Origin of the sequence: Pantoea sp. RG18, assembly GCF_025910075.1 — a bacterium.
In the GTDB taxonomy this organism is placed as follows: domain Bacteria; phylum Pseudomonadota; class Gammaproteobacteria; order Enterobacterales; family Enterobacteriaceae; genus Pantoea; species Pantoea agglomerans.
Genome location: NZ_JAPCIL010000009.1, coordinates 1 through 21,895, shown reverse-complemented (window position 1 = coordinate 21,895; position 21,895 = coordinate 1). Strand labels below are relative to the sequence as shown.

The following is a 21,895-nucleotide window of genomic DNA, read 5'->3' as shown; positions in this document are numbered from 1 at the left end:
CCAGCATCGCCGTTATAGCGTGGGCGGTGCCAGACTGTCGCTGGAGGCCAGTGCTTTTTCGCGATTAGAGGGCTGCACCACATAGCGCTGCGTCTCCCAGTGCAACAGGGTCAGCGTTCCGCCCCAGCAGCAGCCGGTATCCAGCCCGATAATGCCCTCTGGCGTGCCTTTGCCTTCCAGCGAGGCCCAGTGACCAAAGACGATGGTGTAGTCACGTGCGACCGGCCCCTCAATGTTAAACCAGGGTTTCAGCGGCGGAAGCGCCGATTCCGGGGCATCTTTGCAGATCATGTCCAGCTGGCCGTTAGGGAAGCAGTAGCGCATGCGGGTGAGGGCGTTGGTGCTGAAGCGCAGACGCGCCAGGCCGGTCAGATCTTCACTCCAGTTGTTCGGCATGTCGCCATACATGGCATCCAGGAACAGCGGATAACTGTCGCTGGCGAGAACCGCTTCGACTTCACGCGCGCACTTTTTCGCGGTCTCAATATCCCATTGCGGCGTGATACCGGCGTGTCCCATCACTAGCTTTTTCTCTTCATCAACCTGTAACAGCGGCTGACGACGCAGCCAGTTGATCAGCTCATCCGCATCATCCGCTTCCAGCAACGAGGTCAGGCGATCTTTAGGCTTGTTACGGCTGATGCCGGCGTAGACCGCCAGCAGATGCAAGTCGTGATTGCCCAGCACCAGACGCACCGCGTCGCCCAGCGATTTTACGTAGCGTAAGACTTCCAGTGAGCCAGGACCGCGCGCCACTAAGTCGCCGGTCAGCCACAGGGTATCCTGTTCAGGATTGAAGTCGACCTGTTGCAGCAATGCACGTAATTCATCGTAGCAACCGTGAACGTCGCCAATCAGGTATGTGCTCATAACGTTTTATCCATCAGGAAGGTGCCCGACTTAACGGGCAAAAAGCGTGTGAATCAATGAATGTGGGTCTGAATGGCGAGGCGGAACACCGGGATCTCTACGTGAAAGGTGTCGCCCTGTTCGTCGACCATCACATAGTGCCCCTGCATGGTGCCCATCGGTGTTTCGATCACGGCACCGCTGGTGTACTGAAATTCATTGCCTGGCGCGATAAGCGGCTGTTCACCGACCACGCCTTCACCCTGAACTTCCGTTTCGCGGCCGTTACCGTTGGTAATCAGCCAGTAGCGTCCCAGCAGTTGCACTGAGGAACGGCCCAGATTGCGTATCGTAATGGTATAGGCGAAGACGTAGCGATCATCATCCGGTGAGGATTGTGAGGCGACGTACTGGCTTTGCACATGGACGGAGACGCGGGCCGTTTCACTCATGACTTACTCCTGCGATTTTCCCTGATGATTCGCCAGCCAGTTCGCCAGCTGACAATATTGCGCCACCGAGACGTTCTCGGCACGCAGGGTTGGATCTATGGATAACTCTTCCAGCGCACCGGCGACCACCATGTGGCTCAGGCTGTTGCGCAGCGTTTTACGACGCTGGCCGAACGCTTCAGTGGTAATACGGCTCAGGATACGCACATCGCTGACCGGATACGGCGGCTCGGCATACGGCACCAGACGCACCACGGCAGAGTCCACTTTCGGTGGTGGCGTGAAAGAGTGCGGAGGCACTTCCAGCACCGGAATGATCTGGCAGTAGTACTGCGCCATCACCGTCAGGCGACCATAGGTCTTGTTACCCGGACCGGCAACCAGACGATTAACCACCTCTTTCTGCAGCATGAAGTGCATATCTTTGATCGAACCAGTATAGCTGAAAAGGTGGAACATCAGCGGGGTCGAAATATTGTACGGCAGGTTACCGAATACCCGCAGCGGCTGGCCTCTCTCCTGCGCCAGCGCGGCGAAGTCGAAGGTCATGGCATCCTGCTGGAAGATAGTCAGTTTCGGGCCAAGGAACGGATGCGTTTCCAGACGCGCAGCGAGATCGCGGTCCAGCTCTATCACCGTTAATTTATCGAGGCGTTCGCCTACCGGCTCGGTTAAGGCACCCAGGCCTGGGCCAATCTCCACCAGCGCTTCGTCGCGCTGAGGATGGATGGCGGAGACAATGCTGTCGATAATGTACTGATCGTTCAGGAAGTTCTGCCCGAAACGTTTACGGGCGTAGTGCCCCTGATGGACGCGATTATTCATTACTGCTCTTGATCATAGTGATGGCGAGGTTAAGCGCCGTGATGAAGCTGCCCGGTTCAGCCTGACCCAGGCCAGCGAGTTCAAGCGCGGTGCCGTGGTCAACTGAAGTCCGGATAAAGGGCAGGCCCAGGGTGATATTTACCGCCCGGCCAAACCCCTGAAATTTGAGTACCGGCAGGCCCTGGTCGTGATACATCGCCAGCACCGCATCGGCGTATTGCAGATATTTGGGCTGGAAAAGGGTATCCGCAGGCAGCGGGCCGGTCAGATTAATGCCCTGCTGACGCAGTTCATTGAGTGCCGGCGTGATGGTCTCGATCTCTTCCCGACCCATGTGACCGCTTTCGCCGGCATGAGGGTTAAGACCACAGACATAAATATGCGGCTCGGCAATCGCAAACTTCTGCTGCAGATCACGATGCAGAATTGTAATCACTTCATGCAGACATTCACGGGTTACCGCAGCGGGCACATCTTTCAGCGGCAGATGGGTGGTGGCCAGTGCGACTCGTAGCTCTTCTGTCGCCAGCATCATGACCACCCGATGGCCGCCTGCGCGATCGGCGAAGAATTCGGTATGGCCGGTAAATGCGATGCCGGCATCGTTAATCACGCCTTTATGCACCGGGCCGGTAATCAGGGCAGCGAATTCACCGTCGAGACAACCGTCGCAGGCGCGCGTCAGCGTGGCCAGCACATAGTCGCTGTTGGCGACGCAAAGCTCGCCGGGTGTGACCGGCGCTGCCGTTTCAATTGGCAGGATAGTCAGTGTACCCGCCTGCTGTGGCTCGGCTGCCACAGCAGGCTGGTAGGGCCGCAGGGTCAGCGGCAGACCGAGTTGCGCCGCACGCTGCTGCAACAGGGCAGGCGAGGCGCAGACCACCAGTTCAACCGGCCACGACTGCTGGGCCAGCTGAACGGTAAGATCGGGACCAATCCCGGCAGGTTCGCCGGGCGTGATCACCACACGGGCATTACTGCGCATTGCCATCCAGAATCTTCACGTAGGCACTGGCACGTTGTTCCTGCATCCAGGTCTGCGCTTCTTCCGCGAACTTACGGTTAAACAGCATACGGTAAGCACGCTCTTTCTGGGCCGCATCGGTTTTATCCACCTGACGGGTATCCAGCAACTGAATCAGATGCCAGCCGAAAGAGGAGTGAACCGGCTGGCTGGTCTGGCCTTTCTGCAGGCGCAGCAGCGCGTCACGGAACGCCGGATCAAAGACTTCTGGAGAGGTCCAGCCGAGGTCGCCGCCCTGGTTCGCCGAACCCGGATCGTCAGAGTACTGTTTAGCCGCCGCCGCAAAGGTGGTTTTGCCACTGCGGATATCGTTAGCAATCTGCTCCAGCTGCGCGCGTGCCTGATCGTCTGTCAGGATCGGCGATGGCTTCAGCAGAATGTGACGCGAATGGACTTCGGTGACCGAGACATTTTTGCTCTCGCCACGCAGGTCGTTCACTTTCAGGATGTGGAAGCCCACACCAGAGCGCACCGGCCCGACGATATCGCCTTTTTTGGCGCTTGAGAGTGCCTGAGCAAACAGGGTCGGTAACTCTTCGATTTTACCCCAGCCCATGTTGCCGCCTTTCAGCGCCTGGGAGTCGGCAGAGTAGGTCACGGCCATCTTGCCAAAGTCAGCGCCATTTTTCAGTTCGCCAACCAGCTGTTTCGCCAGCGTTTCCTGCTCATCAACCTGTTGTTGCGTCGGGTTTTCCGGCAGCGGCAGCAGAATATGACTGACGTTCAGTTCAGTACCCTGGCTGTTCTGAGAGCCGATCTGGGTAGCAAGCGTATCCACTTCCTGCGGCAGAATCGTGACACGACGACGCACTTCGTTGTTGCGCACTTCGGCGATAGTCATCTCTTTGCGGATCTGAGAACGATACACGCTGTAGTTCATGCCGTCATAAGCCAGACGGCTACGCAGCTGATCAAGGCTCATCTTGTTCTGCGCAGCGATGTTCTGAATAGCCTGGTCCAGCTGCTCGTCGCTGATCTGAATTCCCGCTTTATCACCCATCTGCAGAATGATGTTGTCCATGATCTGACGTTCCAGAATCTGATGGCGCAACGTTTTATCATCCGGCAACTGCTGACCAGCCTGCTGGGCCTGAGATTTAACGGTGCTCATCATGCCATCCACGTCACTCTCAAGAACCACGCCGTTATTGACCACGGCTGCAACTTTATCAACGACTTGTGGTGCTGCGAACGCGGTGTTGGCACTGATTGCCACACCAAGAATCAGCATTCTCCAGTTCTTCATACTTTATCCATTGTTGGTTCCGCACTGCGGGATTGCCTGTCAAACATCACAACATCAGAAAGCAGGCTGGTAAGGGATAATGCCCTGACGCAGCATATCGTTGGTGCCTAAGCCATAGTTCGGACTCAGACCACGCAGCTCAATGTTGAATGAGATTTGGTTGTCATACTTACTGTCGTTGTTTTCCCAACCGTTAATTTTGCGTTCATAACCGACCCGGATAGCGTAACAGCATGAGCTGTATTGCAGGCCAACCAGTTGTGAAGCCGGACGCGTGTTGCGGGTATCGTAGTAGTAAGCGCCTACCACAGACCATGCATCGGCAATCGGCCAGCTGGCCGTGGTACCTACCTGTGAAATCCCATTTTTGTAGATAGGATTTGTGACCAGGCTGCTATCGTTCAGCGCGGTCGCAACATACTCCGGGCTGCTGTAACGGTAGCTCAGCTGCACCATGCGGTCGGCATCACGACGGTATTCCAGTACGGTATTGCCCTGTGAAACGTTGTCGAGTTTGGTGTCATATTGCAGCCCACCACGGACGCCCCAGCGATCGCTGATTTTCCAGTATGTATCGCCAGCCCAGATCAGGCTGCCGGTATCATCTTCTTTACTGGTTTGATTCACACCAGTACGAGAAGGGGTAAACGAGTAGATTTGACCTACAGAAACGTTAAAACGTTCAACCAGATCGTTATCATAAATACGCGAGGTGACGCCGGTAGCCACTTCATTGGCGGAAGCGATGCGATCCAGGCCGCTATAAGTACGATCGCGGAACAGACCGGTGTAGTCGGTTTGCAGCAACGTTGAGTCGTACGGATAGATATTGCTCTGATTACGATACGGGATATAAAGGTACTGCACGCGCGGTTCCAGCGTCTGGGTATAACCCACCGCCGAGTTCATATCGCGGTCAAACACCAGACGACCATCAACTTTAAATTGCGGCAGGGTGCGGTTGACTGACTCATCCAGTTCGCCGCTCTTATCACCCCTGAGACCATTGGCTGCGTTGTTATAGAAATCAACGTCAGTCTGCTGATAGTGGGTCGCCAGGAACTTCGCTTCGGTATCCAGGCTGGCCCAGCCGTTTGACAGCGGCAGGTTCAGCGTTGGCTCAACATGTAAACGGGTCGCTTCGGGATAGCGGCTGCTGACGTTGGTGAACTTCACCGCCTGGGCATAAACCCGGCCATCAAACGGGCCGATATCGTTCTGATAGAGATTGACGTCCAGCTGCGGCATGGCGCGGTAGACGTTATTGCTGGTGGTATCGCCGAACACCTGGAAATCTTTGGTGGAGAGCGTGGCATCCCAGTTGGTGTCCGCATAGCCGATGCTGAATTTCTGCGTGGCGTAGTTGTCGGTCGAGCTGTAGTACTTCGAGTCGAGATCGTTGAAGTAGTACTTATCGCTGACCTTGGTGTAGTCCGCGTTGAAACGCCAGTTCTGGTCATAGACACCGGCATGACGCCAGTAGAACAGCCAGCGATCGGAGCTGTCATTTTCGGCGATGCCACGCACCGCTTTGTCGTTATCGTACTGTTTGTCCGAGCCGAGGTAGTCGAATTCAACCAGACCTGCACCCAGCGTGGTCAGATAACGGAATTCGTTTTCAAACTGCATGCCGCGCTTACTCATGTAGTGCGGCGTGATGGTCGCATCGGCCTGCGGCGCGATGTTCCAGTAATAGGGCAGTGTGAACTCAAAGCCGTTGTTGCTGCCATATTTTGCATTCGGGATCAGGAAACCGGAGCGGCGACGATCGCCAATCGGTAACTGCAGATAGGGGCTGTAGAACACCGGAACAGATCCGATTTTGAAGCGGGCGTTCCAGATCTCCGCCACTTCCTCTTCGCGATCCTGGATGACCTCTGAACCCACCACGCTCCAGCTGTTGGAGCCGGGCAGACAGGAGGTAAAGGTACCGTTTTCCAGAATGGTGTAGCGGTTATCGCCGCGCAGCTTCATCTGATCTGCGACGCCGCGTCCCTGACGATCTACCATCTGGTACTGACCATTCCAGACGTTGGTATCTTTGCTGTTGAGGTTTGACCAGGCTTTCGGACCTTTCAGGATGACCTGATTGTCATCGTAGTGCACATTACCCAGCGCATCGACGGTACGTACGGGCGCGGTCTGGCCTTCCTGCTGACGCTGATGAAGCTGGACTTCATCCGCCTGCATACGGCTGTTGCCCTGCTCAACATTCACATTACCGGTGAATACCGCATCGTTGGGATAGTTCCCTTTGGCGGCGTCGGAGTGAATGGTGACGGGCATCTGATTCGTATCGCCATTCACCAGCGGGCGGTTATAACTCGGCACGCCTAACATACACTGCGACATCAAATCGTCGGCAAAGGCTTGCTGGCTAATGGCTGCGCCGATCAGTGTGGCCAGCAGGGTAGGTATATGTTTTTTCATACGCGGTATCGAGAATTCCATGAAAACTGGCATCATGCCGACAATCGGGTCAGAGACTAACTTACTGCCCGGCGTTGCGCCAGTGTTAATCCTGGTCAGTCAGCGTTGCCGTTAGGCGCTGAGATAAATGACAGGTATGATAATGCAATTTTCAGCCGCAAGCATGGCGAATTGAGGAGTTTATGCGCTACTGGGGAAAAGTTGTGGGTCTGGCGGTGGGATTACTTTCCGGCGCAGGCTTTTGGGGTATTGTGATCGGTTTGATCATTGGCCATATGATTGACAAAGTACGCGGCGCGCAAGGCAAGGCTTACTTCTCAAATAATCAGACCCGACAGACGCTGTTTTTCAGCACCACCTTTCAGGTGATGGGCCATCTGACCAAGTCAAAAGGGCGCGTCACGGAAGCGGATATTCAGATTGCTTCGCTGTTAATGGAGCGGATGCAGCTGCACGGTGACTCTCGCACGGCTGCCCAGCGCGCGTTCCGCGAAGGCAAGCAGGCGGATTATCCGTTACGCAGCAAACTGCGTGAACTGCGCAGCGCCTGTTTTGGCCGGTTTGATCTGATTCGGATGTTCCTGGAGATCCAGATTCAGGCCGCCTTTGCCGACGGTTCACTGCATCCCAATGAGCGACAGGTGCTCTATGTGATTGCCGAAGAGCTGGGCATTTCACGCGGTCAGTTCGATCAGTTCCTGCGCATGATGGAAGGTGGCCAGCAGTTTGGCGGTGGTCAGCGCAGTTCAGGCGGTTTTCAGCAGGCGCAACGCGGGCCAACGCTGGAAGATGCCTGTAGCGTGCTGGGTGTGAAGAGTAGCGATGACGCCACCACCATCAAACGCGCCTACCGCAAACTCATGAGCGAACATCATCCTGACAAGCTGGTAGCGAAAGGGTTACCGCCAGAGATGATGGAGATGGCGAAGCAGAAAGCGCAGGAAATTCAGGCGGCGTACGATCTGATTCGCAAAGAGAAAGGCTTTAAGTAAACACCATGTTCCGTGGCCGCTTCTGCAACAGAGGAGGCCACGGTGACAGGCGAGCAGTAAACCTTAAAAATCGGCGGGCTGACGAAACGTCATGGCGTTACCAAATGCCGGATGGGTAATGGTCAGTGACTCCGCATGCAGCAGTAAACGGGGCGCCATCGCTTTGGCCTCCGGATGCGCATAGAAGTTATCCCCCAGAATCGGATGGCCCAGCGCCAGCATATGCACCCGCAGCTGGTGTGAGCGGCCGGTAATCGGTTTCAGCGAAACACGCGCACTGTTATCCGCACGATATTCCAGCACCTGATATTCCGTCTGCGCGGCTTTGCCGGTCTCGAAGCAGACCATCTGCTTCGGACGATTTGGCCAGTCGCAAATCAGCGGCAGGTCAACCAATCCCTCTTCCTTCGCCGGATGACCCCAGATGCAGGCCACGTAAGTCTTGGAAGGCTCCCGCTCACGGAACTGTCGTTTCAGCTCGCGCTCAGCAGCCTTAGTCAGCGCCACGACCATTACGCCGCTGGTCGCCATATCCAGTCGGTGGACAGATTCGGCCTGCGGGAAATCACGCTGAACCCGCGTCATCACGCTATCTTTATGTTCGTCCAGCCGACCGGGTACCGAGAGCAGACCGCTGGGTTTGTTCACCACCATGATGTGCGCATCCTGATAAAGGATGTGCAGCCAGGGTTCACGCGGTGGATTGTAAGGTTCCATGGGGCTTTCCAAAAATAAGGGGCCATGCGGCCCCTGAGCTTACTGGTGTGTCACCACAATCAGGCGCAGTGCGTCGAGACGCCAGTTGGCCTGATCGAGACTTTCCAGCACCTGTTCACGGTTGCTTTCCAGCGCCTCGACTTCATCGTCACGGATGTTCGGATTCACCGCTTTCAGCGCGTTGAGACGGGAGAGTTCTGCGCCCAGCTTCTCGTTCGCTTCGGCACGCGCTGCATCAATCACCGCACGCGCTTCGCTGACCACACTCTCTTCGCCCTGGGTCAGAATCGCATGCACATCCTGCTGCACCGCATTCACCAGTTTACTGGCGGTATGACGGTTAACCGCATTCAGCTGACGGTTAAAGCTTTCGAACTCCACTTTGTCCGCCAGGTTAGTGCCTTTAGTATCCATCAGCAGACGGATTGGCGTTGGCGGCAGGAAGCGGGTCAGTTGCAGATGCTTCGGTGCCTGCGCTTCAACCACATAGATCAGCTCGACCAGCAGCGTCCCCACCGGCAGCGCCTTGTTCTTCAGCAGTGACAGTGCGCTGCTGCCGGTATCGCCCGACAGAATCAGATCCAGACCGTTGCGGATCAGCGGATGTTCCCAGGTAATGAACTGGGTATCTTCGCGCGACAGCGCCTGATCGCGGTTGAAGGTGATGGTGCAGCCATCTTCCGGCAGGCCAGGGAAATCGGGCACCAGCATGTGGTCGGAAGGGGTCAGCACAATCAGGTTATCGCTGCGATCTTCCTGATTGATACCAACGATATCAAACAGGTTGAGCGCGAAGTTCACCAGGCCTGTGTCGTTATCCTGCTCGCTGATGGCATTGGCAAGTAGCTGAGCCGATTCGCCGCCGTTGGAGTTCAGCTCCAGCAGGCGATCGCGACCCTGTTCCAGCTGCAGTTTCAGCGCGTCATGCTGTTTACGGCAGTCGGTGATAAACGCATCAAAACCTTCGCTGTTTTCCGGCGCGGCCAGATAGCCGATCAGTTGCGAATGGACGCTGTCATAGATTGTCCGGCCGGTCGGGCAGGTGTGTTCAAACGCGTCCAGCCCTTCGTGATACCAGCGCAGCAGCACCGCCTGTGCGGTCTGCTCCAGCCACGGCACCAGAATCTGAATGTCGTGCGCCTGGCCAATACGATCCAGACGACCGATACGCTGCTCCAGCAGGTCCGGGTTAAACGGCAGGTCGAACATCACCAGACGGCTGGCAAACTGGAAGTTACGGCCTTCAGAACCGATCTCGGAGCACAACAGCACCTGCGCGCCATTCTCTTCTGAGGCGAACCAGGCGGCAGCACGGTCACGTTCAATGATCGACAGACCTTCGTGGAACACCGCTGCGCGGATACCTTCGCGTTCACGCAGTACCTGCTCCAGCTGCAGCGCGGTGGCCGCTTTGGCGCAGATCACCAGCACTTTCTCTTTGCGGTTGGTGGTGAGATAGCCCATCAGCCATTCCACGCGCGGATCGAAGTTCCACCAGGTGCCGCTGTCGCCTTCAAATTCCTGATAAATCTGTTCCGGATAGAGCAGGTCACGCGCCCGCTCTTCTGCACTTTTGCGCGCGCCCATAATGCCGGAGACTTTAATCGCCGTCTGATACTGGGCAGGCAGCGGCAGGCGGATCTGGTGCAGTTCGCGTTTCGGGAAGCCTTTAACCCCGTTACGGGTGTTACGGAACAGCACGCGGCTGGTGCCGTGGCGGTCCATCAGCATGGAGATCAGCTCCTGACGCGCCTCCAGCTTGCCGTCACGGTCGCTGTTGGCGACCTGCAGCAGTGGCTCAATATCCTGCTCGCCGACCAGATCGTTGATCCGGTTCATCTCCTCCTGGGAGATCGCTTTATCGGCCAGCAGCGCGGTGACGGCATCGGCAATCGGACGGAAATGCTGCTGCTCTTCAACAAAGGCGGCAAAGTCATGGAAACGATTAGGGTCGAGCAGACGCAGACGGGCGAAGTGACTCTCCATGCCCAACTGCTCCGGCGTTGCGGTCAGCAGCAAAACCCCGGCGGTTTTCTCAGCCAGCTGTTCGATAACCTGATATTCACGGCTGGGCTCACCTTCTGACCAGGCCAGATGGTGCGCTTCATCGACCACCAGCAGATCCCATTCGGCATCGGCCAGCATCTCAAGACGCTGCTTGTTACGGCGCACGAAGTCCAGTGAGCAGATAATCAGCTGCTCCGTCTCAAATGGGTTATCGCTGTCGTGCTGCGCTTCGGTATAGCGATCGTCATCAAACAGCGCAAAGCGCAGGTTGAAGCGGCGCAGCATCTCGACCAGCCACTGATGCTGTAAAGTTTCAGGCACCACGATCAGGACGCGATCGGCGCGGCCAGCCAGCAGCTGCTGCTGGATGATCATCCCGGCTTCAATGGTTTTACCCAGGCCAACTTCATCGGCCAGCAGGACGCGCGGCGCATGGCGACGGCCGACATCGTGGGCGATATGCAGCTGGTGAGGGATCAGGTTGGTGCGCATGCCGCGTAAGCCGCTGATTGGCAGACGATATTGCTCACTCTGGTATTTACGGGCGCGAAAGCGCAGAGCAAAACGATCCATCCGGTCGAGCTGGCCGGCAAACAGGCGATCCTGCGGCTTACTGAACACCAGCTTGCTGTCGAGCATGACTTCGCGCAGCATCACTTCGCTCTCTTCGGTATCCAGACGGGTACCGATATAGGTCATCAGGTCATTTTCGTTGCGTACTTCATCGACGCGCATCTGCCAGCCTTCGTGGCTGGTGATGGTATCACCCGGATTAAAGATGACGCGGGTAACTGGCGAATCGTTGCGGGCGTAGAGGCGGTTTTCCCCCGTGGCCGGAAACAGCAGGGTGATCATGCGGGTATCGATCGCCACCACGGTGCCCAGTCCCAGTTCACTTTCCGTATCACTAATCCAGCGCTGACCTAATGTAAAAACCATATATTTTTTGCTCGAATTTTAACGTTTTTAGAGGTGTTCCCAAAGCTCAGGCAATAGCGTTACCGCCAGACAACAAGGCCTGGAGCGTACTTAAGAGCGGTGAGTTTCAGGAAGGGCGCTATGGTACTGGATGGCAGGACGTTCGTCACCTGTCAAAAAAGCCCCAGCTGTCCGGTAATAAGTGTAGCAAAGTCCCCCTCGACAAAGGGCAGAATCCCCTCTGCAACCGGCTGAAGTTGCTTCGTCACGTAGTGGTCATAGTCCAGCGGCGTGCTGCGCGCCTCCAGTGGCTCGGGGCCTGCGGTGGCGATGACATAACGGATCCGGCCACCATTCTGGTACTGCAAGGGCCGGTTTAATTTACGATTGTGCTCATCGGCCAGCCTGGCGGCGCGCACGTGCGGGGGCACGTTTCGTTCATATTCTTTCAGCGGACGCCGCAGCCGCTTTTTGTAGATCAGCTGATCGTCGAGTTCACCCGCCAGCAACTGCGCCACGGTTGTACGGATATAATCCTGCCACGGCTGACGGTGGAAGATACGGTGGTAGAGCTGCTGCTGGAACGCTTTTGCCAGCGGCGTCCAGTCTGTTCGCACCGACTCCAGCCCCTTAAAGACCATGCGCTCACCGGCGGCGTCACGAATCAGTCCGGCGTAACGTTTCTTGCTGCCCTGTTCCGCGCCGCGAATGGTGGGCATCAGAAAACGGCAGAAGTGATTTTCATACTCCAGTTCCAGTGTGCTGGTCAGCCCCTGCGTCTGCTGCAGATGGTCGCGCCACCAGGCGTTCACTTTCTGCACCAGCTGCTGACCAATCGCGGCGGCATCTTCTTCATTGTGCGCCGACTTCAGCCAGACAAAGGTGGAGTCGGTGTCGCCATAGATGACGTCGTAGCCTTCCGCCTCAATCAGCGTTCGGGTCTGCTGCATGATGGCGTGACCGCGCAGCGTAATAGAGGAGGCGAGCCGCGGATCAAAGAAGCGGCAGGCGCTGGTGCCCAGCACGCCATAAAAGGCGTTCATGATGATTTTCAGCGCCTGAGACAGCGGCTGATTATTCTGCTTTTTCGCCGCTTCGCGACCCAGCCAGATCTGTTCAACTATTGCAGGCAGGCAGTGGGTATGCCGCGAAAAACGGGCTTCACGGAAACCCTCAATCGAATCGGCATCATCAGGATGGGCCAGCCCTTCCACCAGACCCACCGGGTCAATCAGGAAGGTGCGGATAATCGACGGGTAGAGGCTTTTGTAATCCAGCACCAGCACTGAGTCATACAGGCCGGGGCGCGAATCCATCACATAACCGCCAGGACTGGCTTCCGGGGCCACATCACCCATGTTCGGGGCGACAAACCCGGCGCGATGCATCCGCGGAATATAGAGATGACCAAAGGCCGCTACCGAACCGCCGTGGCGATCCACCGCCAGTCCATTGACCGCCGCGCGTTCCAGCAGAAACGGCATAATCGCCGTTTTGTGAAAAATGCGCGTCACCAGTTCGCAGTCTTTCAGGTTGTAGCGCGCCAGCGCCGGTTTATCGTTGGCAAAGCGCCAGTTGATCTCCTCCATACGCTGCCAGGGATTATCAATCGCTTTCCCTTCTCCCAGCAGTTGCTGCGACACTGACTCCAGGCTGAATGAGGGAAAATCCCAGAACGCCGATTTCAGCGCGTCAATACCATCAATAATCAACCGGCCACTGGCCTGAGCGAAAAATACGCCGGGTTTGAAGCCATGTTCACGCCACTCCAGCGCGGCCTGCTGGCGTCCCAGACGCAGCGGAATGCCGTAACGATCGGCATGCTTTTGTAATACCCGCAGGTCAAACTGCACGACGTTCCAGCCAATTAAGACATCCGGATCATGCTCTGCAAACCACTGGTTCAGGGCTTCAAGTAACTGCGGCCGGCTGTCGAGATAGATCAGCTCGAAATCCAGCGTGCTGGCATCACCGTTGGCCGGGCCGAGCATAAAGACCTGGCGCTGACCGCATCCCTCCAGCCCGATGCAGTAAAGCTCGCCATGCTGTGTGGTTTCAATGTCCAGCGAGACCCATTTCAGCGGCGGGCGATAGTCGGGATGGGGTTTGAGCCGTGCATTGACCACGCTGTCACCGCGCTGCTCGCCGTCAAACCAGACCGGCGCGGTAATAAAACGCTCCATCAGGTAGCGCTCCGGCGGACGGATATCGGCTTCATAGACCGGAATACCCTCTTCGCGCAGCCGTTTTTCAATGCGCTGTAGCTGGCGGTTCTGCTGGCAGTAGAGGCCGAAAACCGGGCGACGCCGAAAATCTTTCAGCGCCAGCGACTGAATCCGAAACTGACGTTCATCTTTCAGTAATTCGCTGACCTGCGCCTGAAATTCCTCAGGAATAAACGCGACGGACTCCTGCACCGGCAGCACCACGCGCTGCGCGCCCGCATCGGTCGCGAGCCAGAGGATAATTTCGGTGCCATGCGGGCTGTCGCGCCAGTGGCGGGTGAGCAGAAAACCTGCGCGGGGCATATTCAGATGTTCTCCGGACTCAGCATTTCAGGATGAGAAAACCGCTTCAGTATAACATGGATATTTATACAGTTCCCGCCACCCGCTTTTGTCAACATTGTCCTACAATTCTTGCCTTGACGCTGTGTGGCTGGCTCAGGACAATCCAGCCTTCTGCTTTTACTTAGGATGATTATGGAAGCCTGGATTCAACAACTGATTACGCAGTCCCTGGAGTGGGCGCTGTTTGCCGTTGCGCTGGTGACGTTTCTGGAGTCGCTGGCGCTGGTCGGGCTGTTGCTGCCAGGTACGGTGATGATGGCCAGTCTGGGCGCGCTGGTCGGCAGTGGCGAACTTGGCCTTTATCCGGCCTGGGCGGCGGGCTTTGCGGGCTGCCTGATTGGTGACTGGGTTTCCTACGGCATCGGCTGGAAATTTCAGGGGCCGCTGCATCGCTGGAAGTATCTGCAAAAGTATAAAGGCCTGCTGGATAAAACTGAGCACGCCCTGCATCAGCACAGCATGTTTACGATTCTGGTCGGACGCTTTGTTGGCCCCACGCGTCCGCTGATCCCGCTGGCGGCCGGTATGCTGGAGCTGCCGGTGCGTAAATTCCTGCCGCCGAACATTATCGGCTGCATTCTCTGGCCGCCGCTCTATCTGCTGCCCGGTATTCTGGCGGGTGTGGCGATCGATGTGCCCAAAGCCGCGCAGGGCGGCAGCTTTAAATGGCTGTTACTCGGCGCAGCACTGCTGATCTGGCTGGGTGTCTGGTTATGCTGGCGCTGGTGGCGCAGCGGCAAGAGTCGCGACTGGGCATCGGCCTGGCTGCCGCCTGAGCGCCTGCGCTGGGCAGGGCCGCTGGGGCTGGTGATTGCCGTCGCGGCTTTCGTCGGTATTCAGTTCCATCCGATGATGCCCATTTTCCGTCATCTGCTGTGGCAGGTTTTCTTCGCCTGAATCGCTTAACGACGCGGGATGCCAAGCACGTCGGCCTCCCGCGTGTCGCCCGACAGTAACTGTCGGGTCTCGCCATCCCAGTAAACCCGGCCATCCACAATCACCACGCTGCGCGGCGCAATCTGCTGGGCATCTTCCAGACTGTGCGACACCATCAGCAGCGTGATGCTGCGCGCTTCACACACCGAACGCACCAGTTGCAGCATCTCTCCGCGCAGCGCGGGATCCAGCGCAGAAAAAGGCTCATCCAGCAGCAGCACCGGACGGTCACGCAGCAGACAGCGTGCCAGCGCCACGCGCTGTCGCTGTCCGCCTGACAGCTCGCCCGGCAGGCGCGTCAGCAGATCGCCTAATCCCACCTGATCGGCCAGCGCTGCAAGCTGCTGGCGCTGCCCGGCGCTCAGCTTCAGTCCGGGGTGCAATCCCAGCGCCATGTTCTGCTGCACGCTGAGGTGCGGAAACAGGTTGTTCTCCTGAAACAGCATCGAAACCGGCCGTCTGGCCGGCACGCTGTGGGTGTGCTCCTGGCCGTCAATCATCAGGGTGCCCTGTTTCACCGGCAGGAAACCGGCAATCAGGCTCAGCAGGGTGCTTTTACCGGCCCCGCTGGGGCCGAGGATCGCGATGCGCTCGCCGCGGGTGGCTTTGAGACTAAAGCGCATCGGCAGATGCTGATAAAGGTACGTGAGGTTATTCAGTGTCAGCATGGCGGCCTGGTAATTTTTCCATCAGGGTGAACAGCAACAAACAGAGCAGCAGCAGCAGCAGCGCGGTCACTGCACCGTCAGCACCGCGATAGGCACCGATCTGTTGATAAAGGTAGAACGGCAGGGTACGGAAATCGGCAGTGCCAAACAGCGCCACCACGCCAAAATCACCGATCGACAGTACGCAGGCAAAGGCCAGCGCCTGAGCCAGCGGACGTTTCAGCGCCCGCAGTTCAATCAGCCGCAGCCGGTTCCAGCCGTGGATATCCAGCGAATCACAGAGTCTGCCGTAACGCTCCGCGACGTCACGCATCGGGTTCTCCAGCACTTTCAGCGCATAGGGAATGGCGATCAGCGCATTGGTGAAGATCACCAGCCCGTCCGCCGACGCCGGCAGACCAATGGTGGCGTTAAACAACAGGAAAAAGCCGGTGGCGAGCACGATACCTGGCATCGCCAGAATCAGCATGCCGCTGGTGTCGATAAGGGTTGCCGCCGCCGGGCGCTGACGCAGGCGCAGCTCGCGACTGCTCCACAGCAGCATCATGGTCAGCACCACACAGAGCAGACCGGCGCCGGTGGCGATGCGCAGTGAGGTAAACGTCGCCTGCCAGAGTGCAGGCTGCGCCAGCGCGCCGCGCAGTCCGCCGTGCAGACCATCGATGATGACCGCCGCCAGCGGGGGCAGCAGCAGGATCAGCGCCAGCAGGATCAGCAGCGCATCAACCAGCTGCGCCCCGCGCGAATCCTGCGGATCGCGCCAGCCGTTCAGCTGGCTGGTTCCGGCGGGAATGGCCTTACTGAAGCGCTGGCTGAGCAGCACCAGCGTCATGCAGCAGCCAAGCTGGATCAGCGCCAGAAGTGCAGCGCGTCCCGGATCGTAGTCATAACTCAGCGCCTGGAAAATCGCCAGCTCGATGGTCGTCGCCTGCGGGCCGCCGCCCAGTGAGAGCACGGTAGCAAAGCTGGCGAAACAGAGCATGAAGATCAGCGCGCCGGTCGGCAGCAGCTGACGCCGCAGCCATGGCCACTCCAGCAGACGAAAATGGTGCCAGCCGCGCAGGTCGAGCTGTGCCGCCAGCTGACGCTGTTCCGCCGGAATGCTCTCCAGCGCCTGCAGCATCAGGCGGGTCGCCAGCGGCAGGTTAAAGAAGACGTGCGCCAGCAAAATGCCCGACAGACCGTAGGGAGAGAAGTGGTAATCAATCCCTGCCAGCTGGCACAGCTGCGCCAGCCAGCCGACACGACCATAGACGGTGAGCAGACCAAATACCGCCACCAGCACCGGCAGCACCAGGGTCATGGCGCACAGACGCAGCAGCAGCTGACGGCCAGGGAAACGGCGTCGATAGAGCGCGCGCGCCAGCGGCACCGCTGGCAGCAGCGACAACAGCGCGGAGAGCAGCGCCTGACCAAAAGAGAAGGCGATAACGTGATGCAGGTAATCATCCTGCAGCACGCTGCGCCAGTCATTCTCTGGCGCGGCGCTCCAGAGTGCACCGAAGGCCAGCAGCGCGACGCTGATTAACAGCAGCGTGGCGAGCGAACCGGGGATAAGCCAGCGCGGCATCAGCGGCTGACGGCGCGTTGCCACTGGCTGATCCAGCCTGAACGCTGGCTGGCAACCTCTTCCGGCGAGAACTGCAGAGCGGTGGCGGGCACAGTGAGTGCGCTAAAACCGGCAGGCAGTGGCGTGTCGATTACCGGGTACATCCAGTTACCGGTGGGAATCGTGCGCTGGAAGTCGGGTGACACCATAAACTTCATAAACTGCTGTGCCAGCGCCGGCTGCTTGCTGCTGGCTAACTGCGCGGCAACTTCAACCTGCAGATAGTGGCCCTCTGCAAACGGCGCGGCGGCATAGTTCTCTTTTTTCTCTTCGATGATGTGGTAAGCCGGTGAGGTGGTGTAGCTCAGCACCAGATCGCCTTCGCCCTTGAGGAACAGGCCATAGGCTTCACTCCAGCCTTTGGTCACCGTCACGGTTTTCTGCGCCAGCTTTAGCCACGCCTGCGGTGCCTGATCGCCATAAACTTTCTGCATCCACAACAGCAGGCCTAAGCCGGGGGTGCTGGTACGGGGATCTTCGTAGATCACCCGCCACTTTTCCGGGCTGTCGACCAGCTCTTTCAGGCTTTTTGGCGGATTCTTCAGCCGGGTTTTGTCATAGACAAACGCGAAGTAGCCATAATCAAACGGCACGAAGGTGGTGTTGTGCCAGCCGCCGGGCAGTTTTAATGTCGAGGCATCGACCTGACTTTCGGCAAACAGACCGGTTTTCTGCGCCGCCTGTACCAGATTGTTATCCAGCCCCAGTACCAGATCGGCTTTGCTGTTTTTTCCTTCCATGCGCACGCGGTTCAGCAGCGACACGCCATCTTCCAGCGTGACGAATTTCAGCTCGCAGTTGCACTGCGCCTCGAAGGCTTTTTTAACCGCCGGTCCAGGGCCCCAGTCAGCGGAGAAGGAGTCGTAGGTGTAGACCGTGAGAACCGGCTTAGCCGCCAGAACGGGGGCGGAGAGTAACAGCAGCACCGGCAGAACTTTGTTTAACACTTTGCGCTCCTTCAGGAGAATAGGGGATGAGTCGCAAAGGATCTGAGCACAAAGGCCTCCCAAATCCCTACGTCGGTATTAACCGAATCAGGTTCGACGGGTATCTCTCAGCTGCTTGCTGTTGGCAGGCGGCACCCCGTTGAGAACGTCACATTCTAGTCATTTCAGCGCCGGGGCGAAAGCCTCACAGCGCGGGTGGCGCGAACCAGGCGGATTTAAAATCAAACCAGCCCAGCGTATTCATCCGAACGCCGCGCATGCTGCGCTGACCTTCAAGCAACAGCCAGTGGTGAAACAGCGGATGAAGACCCGCTTCTTCGACTAACTGTTTACTCCATTCGGCCAGCGGCAGCGTTTTCTCGCGCCAGCGGGCCGCATCGCTGTGCCAGTCGATCGGCAGACAGTGATGCAGCAACGGGATCTCATAAAGCTGCGCAAACAGAGAATAATTCAGCGGCAGGGTAAAGTTCACGCTGCCAAGCCAGATATCACTTTCCGCTTCGCCCTGATACCAGCTTTCGTAGCTGATCTCGCGGGTCTCCAGCGTGACGCCATGTTCTGCCAATAGCGGACGCAGCGCGTTAGCGATGCCTTCATGCTCCACGTGCTGGCTGTACCAGGTCAGCGTCAGGTGGGTTAAGCCGGGCGGTTTTTCCACTGGCGTCAGGTCGCGCCGGTGATGCCAGCGCGGCAGCAGGCCATACGCCGGAAACCAGTAGCGCTGGTAGCCGACACCGGCGTGATTGAGCAGGGCGATAGGATTAAACAGGTAGCTGACCCATCGCCGGACCGCCTCGTTGCGTCCCTGCTCTGAACGCTGGTCGAACAGCAGATAGTAGCAGCCCTCTTCAAGACGGCTCTCCTCCTGAATCTCATCGGCTCCGTCGCCCTGCAGGCGGACACCGGCATAAACCAGCTCATCGCTGATGTCGGGCAGTACCCAGATAGAGACATCATCAATCAGGGCGCGAAAACCAAAATAGTCATCAAACGCTTCGATCTTCAGCTGACTCTCCTGATTGCGGATCACCCGGTAAGGACCGGTGCCAACGGGCTGGCGGGCAAAATCGTGCAGCGTCGGCCATTCGCGCGGCAGGATCATCGCACTGACGCTGCCCAGCAGCCAGGGTAATCCCTCGTCGGGCTGGCTTAAGCGGATATCCAGCGTCCAGGGCGCGGGCGAGTCGATCTGCTCGATATGGGAAAAGAGCGGATGAGGGCGCTGACGCTCAAGCGTGGCCAGCACATCCTCCATCTCCAGTTCTCTGCCGTGATGAAAGCGAATCGCCGGACGCAGAAAGAAGCGCCAGTGAAGCGGGGAAGTCTGCTGCCAGTGGTGCGCAATATCGGGCTCGATTTCCCCGTTTTCCTCATTTATCCGCGTCAGGCCGTTGAAAATCTGTCGCGCAATGTGGGTTTCGGAGCGCCGCAGCGGCGAACCGGGCAGCAGATTGAGCAGCGGACGATAGTAGAGCACCCGCAGGATATGCTTGCCCTGACGGAAACTGCGGCCCAGATGCGCGGCGATCATCTGCCGTACCTGATTTTTATCGCCCACCAGCTGGACCAGTTGATCGATGCGATCCTGCTCCAGCAAATCCTCGGCACGTTGCTGCTGCAAAGCCAGTCCGGTATAGCAGAAGGTAAGCTGTGAACGCTTGCCGCGTCCGGCTTCCGCCTGCCAGATTAGCCAGCCCGCGGCCTGCATCCGGTTGAGCAGATTGCGCATATGGCGGCGCGAGCAGTGCAGCAGGTCAGCCAGTTCGCTAAGGGTAATCTCCTGCGTTTGCCCCTGACAGCTCTGCCACAGGCGAATGAACTGCTGCTTCAGACGTGATGAGGACATAAAAGAGGAACTCCCGATGAAAAGCGCTCTGTTTTTCTTGCCCTATTTTAAGAGCAAACTTTACGTTATGGGAAGAGCGGGAGGCATTCAGCACTGAATGGCGTTCGACCCTGACTTCGCTGTTCAGCGGAGTGCTTTTCTGAGTAGGGTGCATTTACACCGTCAGCAGATGATCTCTGCTGGCTTTTTTCATGTTGCGCGGTATCGTCTACCCTTCTTTTCTCCCCTCTGTTTGTTCTGTAAGGGATTTCGGTATGAAATCGCTGTTAACGCGGCAGCGCCGCATCAATCCGGTTTACCTCGCTTTTATGGTCGCCTCGTTCATGCTGGGCATCGCGGGCGCACTGCAGGCGCCGACGCTCAGCCTGTTTCTGACGCGCGAGGTGCAGGCGCGGCCCTTCTGGGTCGGACTGTTTTTCACCATCAATGCGGTGGCCGGTATCGTGGTGAGCATGCTGGTGGCAAAGCGCTCTGACAGCGTCGGCGATCGTCGTCATATCATTCTCTTCTGCTGCCTGATGGCGCTGGTCAATGCGCTGCTGTTTGCCTTTACCCGCCACTATCTGACCTTGCTGACGCTGGGCGTGCTGCTGTCGGCGCTGGCCAGCGTCTCAATGCCTCAGCTGTTTGCGCTGGCGCGGGAATATGCCGATCAGTCGGCGCGTGAAGCGGTGATGTTCAGTTCAGTGATGCGTGCACAGCTGTCGCTGGCGTGGGTGATTGGGCCGCCGCTCTCCTTCGCGCTGGCGCTGAACTACGGCTTTGTGACGCTATTTATGGTGGCCGCCGCGCTGTTTCTGATCTGTATCCTGCTGGTCTGGTTCACCGTGCCGTCGGTGCCACGTTCGCAGCCCCTTATGCAAAGCGGCGGGCTGCCGCTAAGTGGCTGGCGCGATCGGGATGTGCGTTTACTGTTCCTGGCCTCAGTCGCGATGTGGACCTGCAACACTATGTATATCATCGATATGCCGCTCTATATCAGCACCACGCTGGGGCTGCCTGAGAAGCTGGCCGGTCTGCTGATGGGAACGGCTGCGGGGCTGGAGATCCCGGTGATGCTGCTGGCTGGACATTACGCACGGCGTATCGGCAAGCGCCGGTTAATGCTGATCGCGGTGGCGGCTGGCGTACTGTTTTATCTGGGGCTGGTGCTGTTCAATTCCCGCACGTCGCTGATGGTGTTGCAGCTATTTAACGCGGTGTTTGTCGGGATTATTGCTGGCATAGGGATGCTGTGGTTTCAGGATCTGATGCCAGGGCGGCCTGGTGCAGCGACCACCATGTTCACCAACTCGATCTCGACCGGCATGATTCTGGCTGGCGTTATTCAGGGCACGCTCAGTGAGCGGCTGGGACATGAGGCGGTTTACTGGCTGGCATTCGGGCTGGCTATTGTGGCGCTGGTGATGTCGGCACGGGTGCGCGACGTATAAAGAAGAAGGGCGACCCGATGTCGTAATGCCAGTCAGTTAAGCGACAGGTGATAACGCAGTCTGGTGCCGCTCAGGGGCTGGCGGTCCTCGCGCCGCTGCGCGGTTCCTTCACTTCATTCGCCTGCCTGACGGACCGTCGGGGATGGCACATCCTGTGCCGCCCCGCCTTTCGCCCGCGTCCTGCGGGATCTCCTGGCAGACTCATTCTGTTCAGCGCTGCGGATTGCCTGCTCCTGATCGCCACCAGTCTGCTCTTAAGCTTCTGGTGCGTGCTGTTAAAAAGGGCACGAGAGTCGAGGCCTGAGCGCCTCTGCTGCTGAAAGGGCTATCCGCAGCGCTGAGGCGTGACGGCGGGCCAGAAGTCCACGCCGGGAAGCGTGGACAGTTCGGGGCCGGCCAGGGAGGGCCGATCCCCGAACGGTTCGT

16 protein-coding genes and 1 riboswitch are annotated in these 21,895 nt (G+C 58.0%); of the genes, 3 read left to right on the top strand and 13 right to left on the bottom strand.

All coding sequences use genetic code 11. The annotated features are described in order from the left end of the window. Positions 1-12: 12 nt before the first annotated feature. The 6 genes from apaH to lptD are packed head-to-tail and all read right to left on the bottom strand — an operon-like array spanning position 13 to position 6,826. Complete coding sequence (gene apaH / locus OK409_RS11265) at positions 13-870, bottom strand: bis(5'-nucleosyl)-tetraphosphatase (symmetrical) ApaH (protein ID WP_264367064.1); 858 nt, start codon at positions 868-870, stop codon at positions 13-15. Positions 871-923: 53 nt separating this feature from the next. Continuing rightward, entirely contained in the window at positions 924-1,301 is a 378-nt protein-coding gene (gene apaG / locus OK409_RS11260; RefSeq protein ID WP_003854807.1) for a Co2+/Mg2+ efflux protein ApaG, read from the bottom strand. A 3-nt stretch (positions 1,302-1,304) separates the two neighbouring features. Then, positions 1,305-2,126, bottom strand: coding sequence for a 16S rRNA (adenine(1518)-N(6)/adenine(1519)-N(6))-dimethyltransferase RsmA (rsmA, locus tag OK409_RS11255; protein WP_182500741.1), 822 nt, complete (start codon positions 2,124-2,126; stop codon positions 1,305-1,307). Continuing rightward, on the bottom strand, positions 2,119-3,111 hold the full coding sequence (gene pdxA / locus OK409_RS11250; protein ID WP_264367063.1) for a 4-hydroxythreonine-4-phosphate dehydrogenase PdxA: 993 nt from the start codon (positions 3,109-3,111) through the stop codon (positions 2,119-2,121). Before pdxA ends, rsmA begins: the two co-directional genes overlap by 8 nt. Further along, the gene (surA, locus tag OK409_RS11245) at positions 3,101-4,396 is read right to left on the bottom strand and encodes a peptidylprolyl isomerase SurA (protein ID WP_010253800.1); all 1,296 of its coding nucleotides are present in this window, start codon (positions 4,394-4,396) and stop codon (positions 3,101-3,103) included. Before surA ends, pdxA begins: the two co-directional genes overlap by 11 nt. Before the next feature lie 54 nt (positions 4,397-4,450). Then, a complete protein-coding gene (gene lptD, locus OK409_RS11240) occupies positions 4,451-6,826 on the bottom strand; it encodes an LPS assembly protein LptD (RefSeq protein WP_264367062.1) in 2,376 nt (791 codons plus the stop codon). A 182-nt stretch (positions 6,827-7,008) separates the two neighbouring features. Here lptD and djlA point away from each other — a divergent pair, with 182 nt between their 5' ends. Beyond that, positions 7,009-7,818, top strand: a complete 810-nt coding sequence (gene djlA, locus OK409_RS11235) for a co-chaperone DjlA (RefSeq protein ID WP_010253811.1) — start codon at positions 7,009-7,011, stop codon at positions 7,816-7,818. 63 nt (positions 7,819-7,881) lie between these two features. Here djlA and rluA read toward each other — a convergent pair whose 3' ends face one another. The 3 genes from rluA to polB form a co-directional block, all read right to left on the bottom strand. Continuing rightward, positions 7,882-8,535 (bottom strand): bifunctional tRNA pseudouridine(32) synthase/23S rRNA pseudouridine(746) synthase RluA, encoded by a 654-nt coding sequence (rluA, locus tag OK409_RS11230; protein WP_010253813.1) that lies wholly within the window; start codon positions 8,533-8,535, stop codon positions 7,882-7,884. Positions 8,536-8,574: 39 nt separating this feature from the next. Then, the gene (gene rapA / locus OK409_RS11225) at positions 8,575-11,481 is read right to left on the bottom strand and encodes an RNA polymerase-associated protein RapA (protein WP_010253817.1); all 2,907 of its coding nucleotides are present in this window, start codon (positions 11,479-11,481) and stop codon (positions 8,575-8,577) included. Positions 11,482-11,633: 152 nt separating this feature from the next. Next, positions 11,634-13,994, bottom strand: coding sequence for a DNA polymerase II (polB, locus tag OK409_RS11220; RefSeq protein ID WP_111534787.1), 2,361 nt, complete (start codon positions 13,992-13,994; stop codon positions 11,634-11,636). 168 nt (positions 13,995-14,162) lie between these two features. On the opposite strand from polB, the gene OK409_RS11215 reads away from it, so the two are divergent. Continuing rightward, entirely contained in the window at positions 14,163-14,927 is a 765-nt protein-coding gene (locus OK409_RS11215) for a DedA family protein (protein WP_010253821.1), read from the top strand. A 5-nt stretch (positions 14,928-14,932) separates the two neighbouring features. Here the strand turns inward: OK409_RS11215 and thiQ are convergent, their stop codons facing one another. The 4 genes from thiQ to sgrR all read right to left on the bottom strand — a co-directional run bounded on the left by thiQ (position 14,933) and on the right by sgrR (position 20,036). After that, the gene (gene thiQ, locus OK409_RS11210; RefSeq protein WP_167433543.1) at positions 14,933-15,634 is read right to left on the bottom strand and encodes a thiamine ABC transporter ATP-binding protein ThiQ; all 702 of its coding nucleotides are present in this window, start codon (positions 15,632-15,634) and stop codon (positions 14,933-14,935) included. Beyond that, on the bottom strand, positions 15,618-17,228 hold the full coding sequence (gene thiP / locus OK409_RS11205) for a thiamine/thiamine pyrophosphate ABC transporter permease ThiP (protein ID WP_163763219.1): 1,611 nt from the start codon (positions 17,226-17,228) through the stop codon (positions 15,618-15,620). Before thiP ends, thiQ begins: the two co-directional genes overlap by 17 nt. After that, entirely contained in the window at positions 17,204-18,190 is a 987-nt protein-coding gene (gene thiB, locus OK409_RS11200; RefSeq protein WP_033767901.1) for a thiamine ABC transporter substrate binding subunit, read from the bottom strand. The genes thiP and thiB overlap by 25 nt, the downstream gene beginning before the upstream one ends. Before the next feature lie 46 nt (positions 18,191-18,236). Next, positions 18,237-18,339, bottom strand: a riboswitch (TPP riboswitch). A 35-nt stretch (positions 18,340-18,374) separates the two neighbouring features. Then, a complete protein-coding gene (sgrR, locus tag OK409_RS11195; protein ID WP_033770955.1) occupies positions 18,375-20,036 on the bottom strand; it encodes an HTH-type transcriptional regulator SgrR in 1,662 nt (553 codons plus the stop codon). A 254-nt stretch (positions 20,037-20,290) separates the two neighbouring features. Between sgrR and OK409_RS11190 the strand changes: the two genes are divergently transcribed. Continuing rightward, positions 20,291-21,469: an MFS transporter gene (locus tag OK409_RS11190; protein ID WP_010253833.1), complete on the top strand. Its 1,179-nt coding sequence runs from the start codon at positions 20,291-20,293 to the stop codon at positions 21,467-21,469. Positions 21,470-21,895 lie beyond the last annotated feature (426 nt).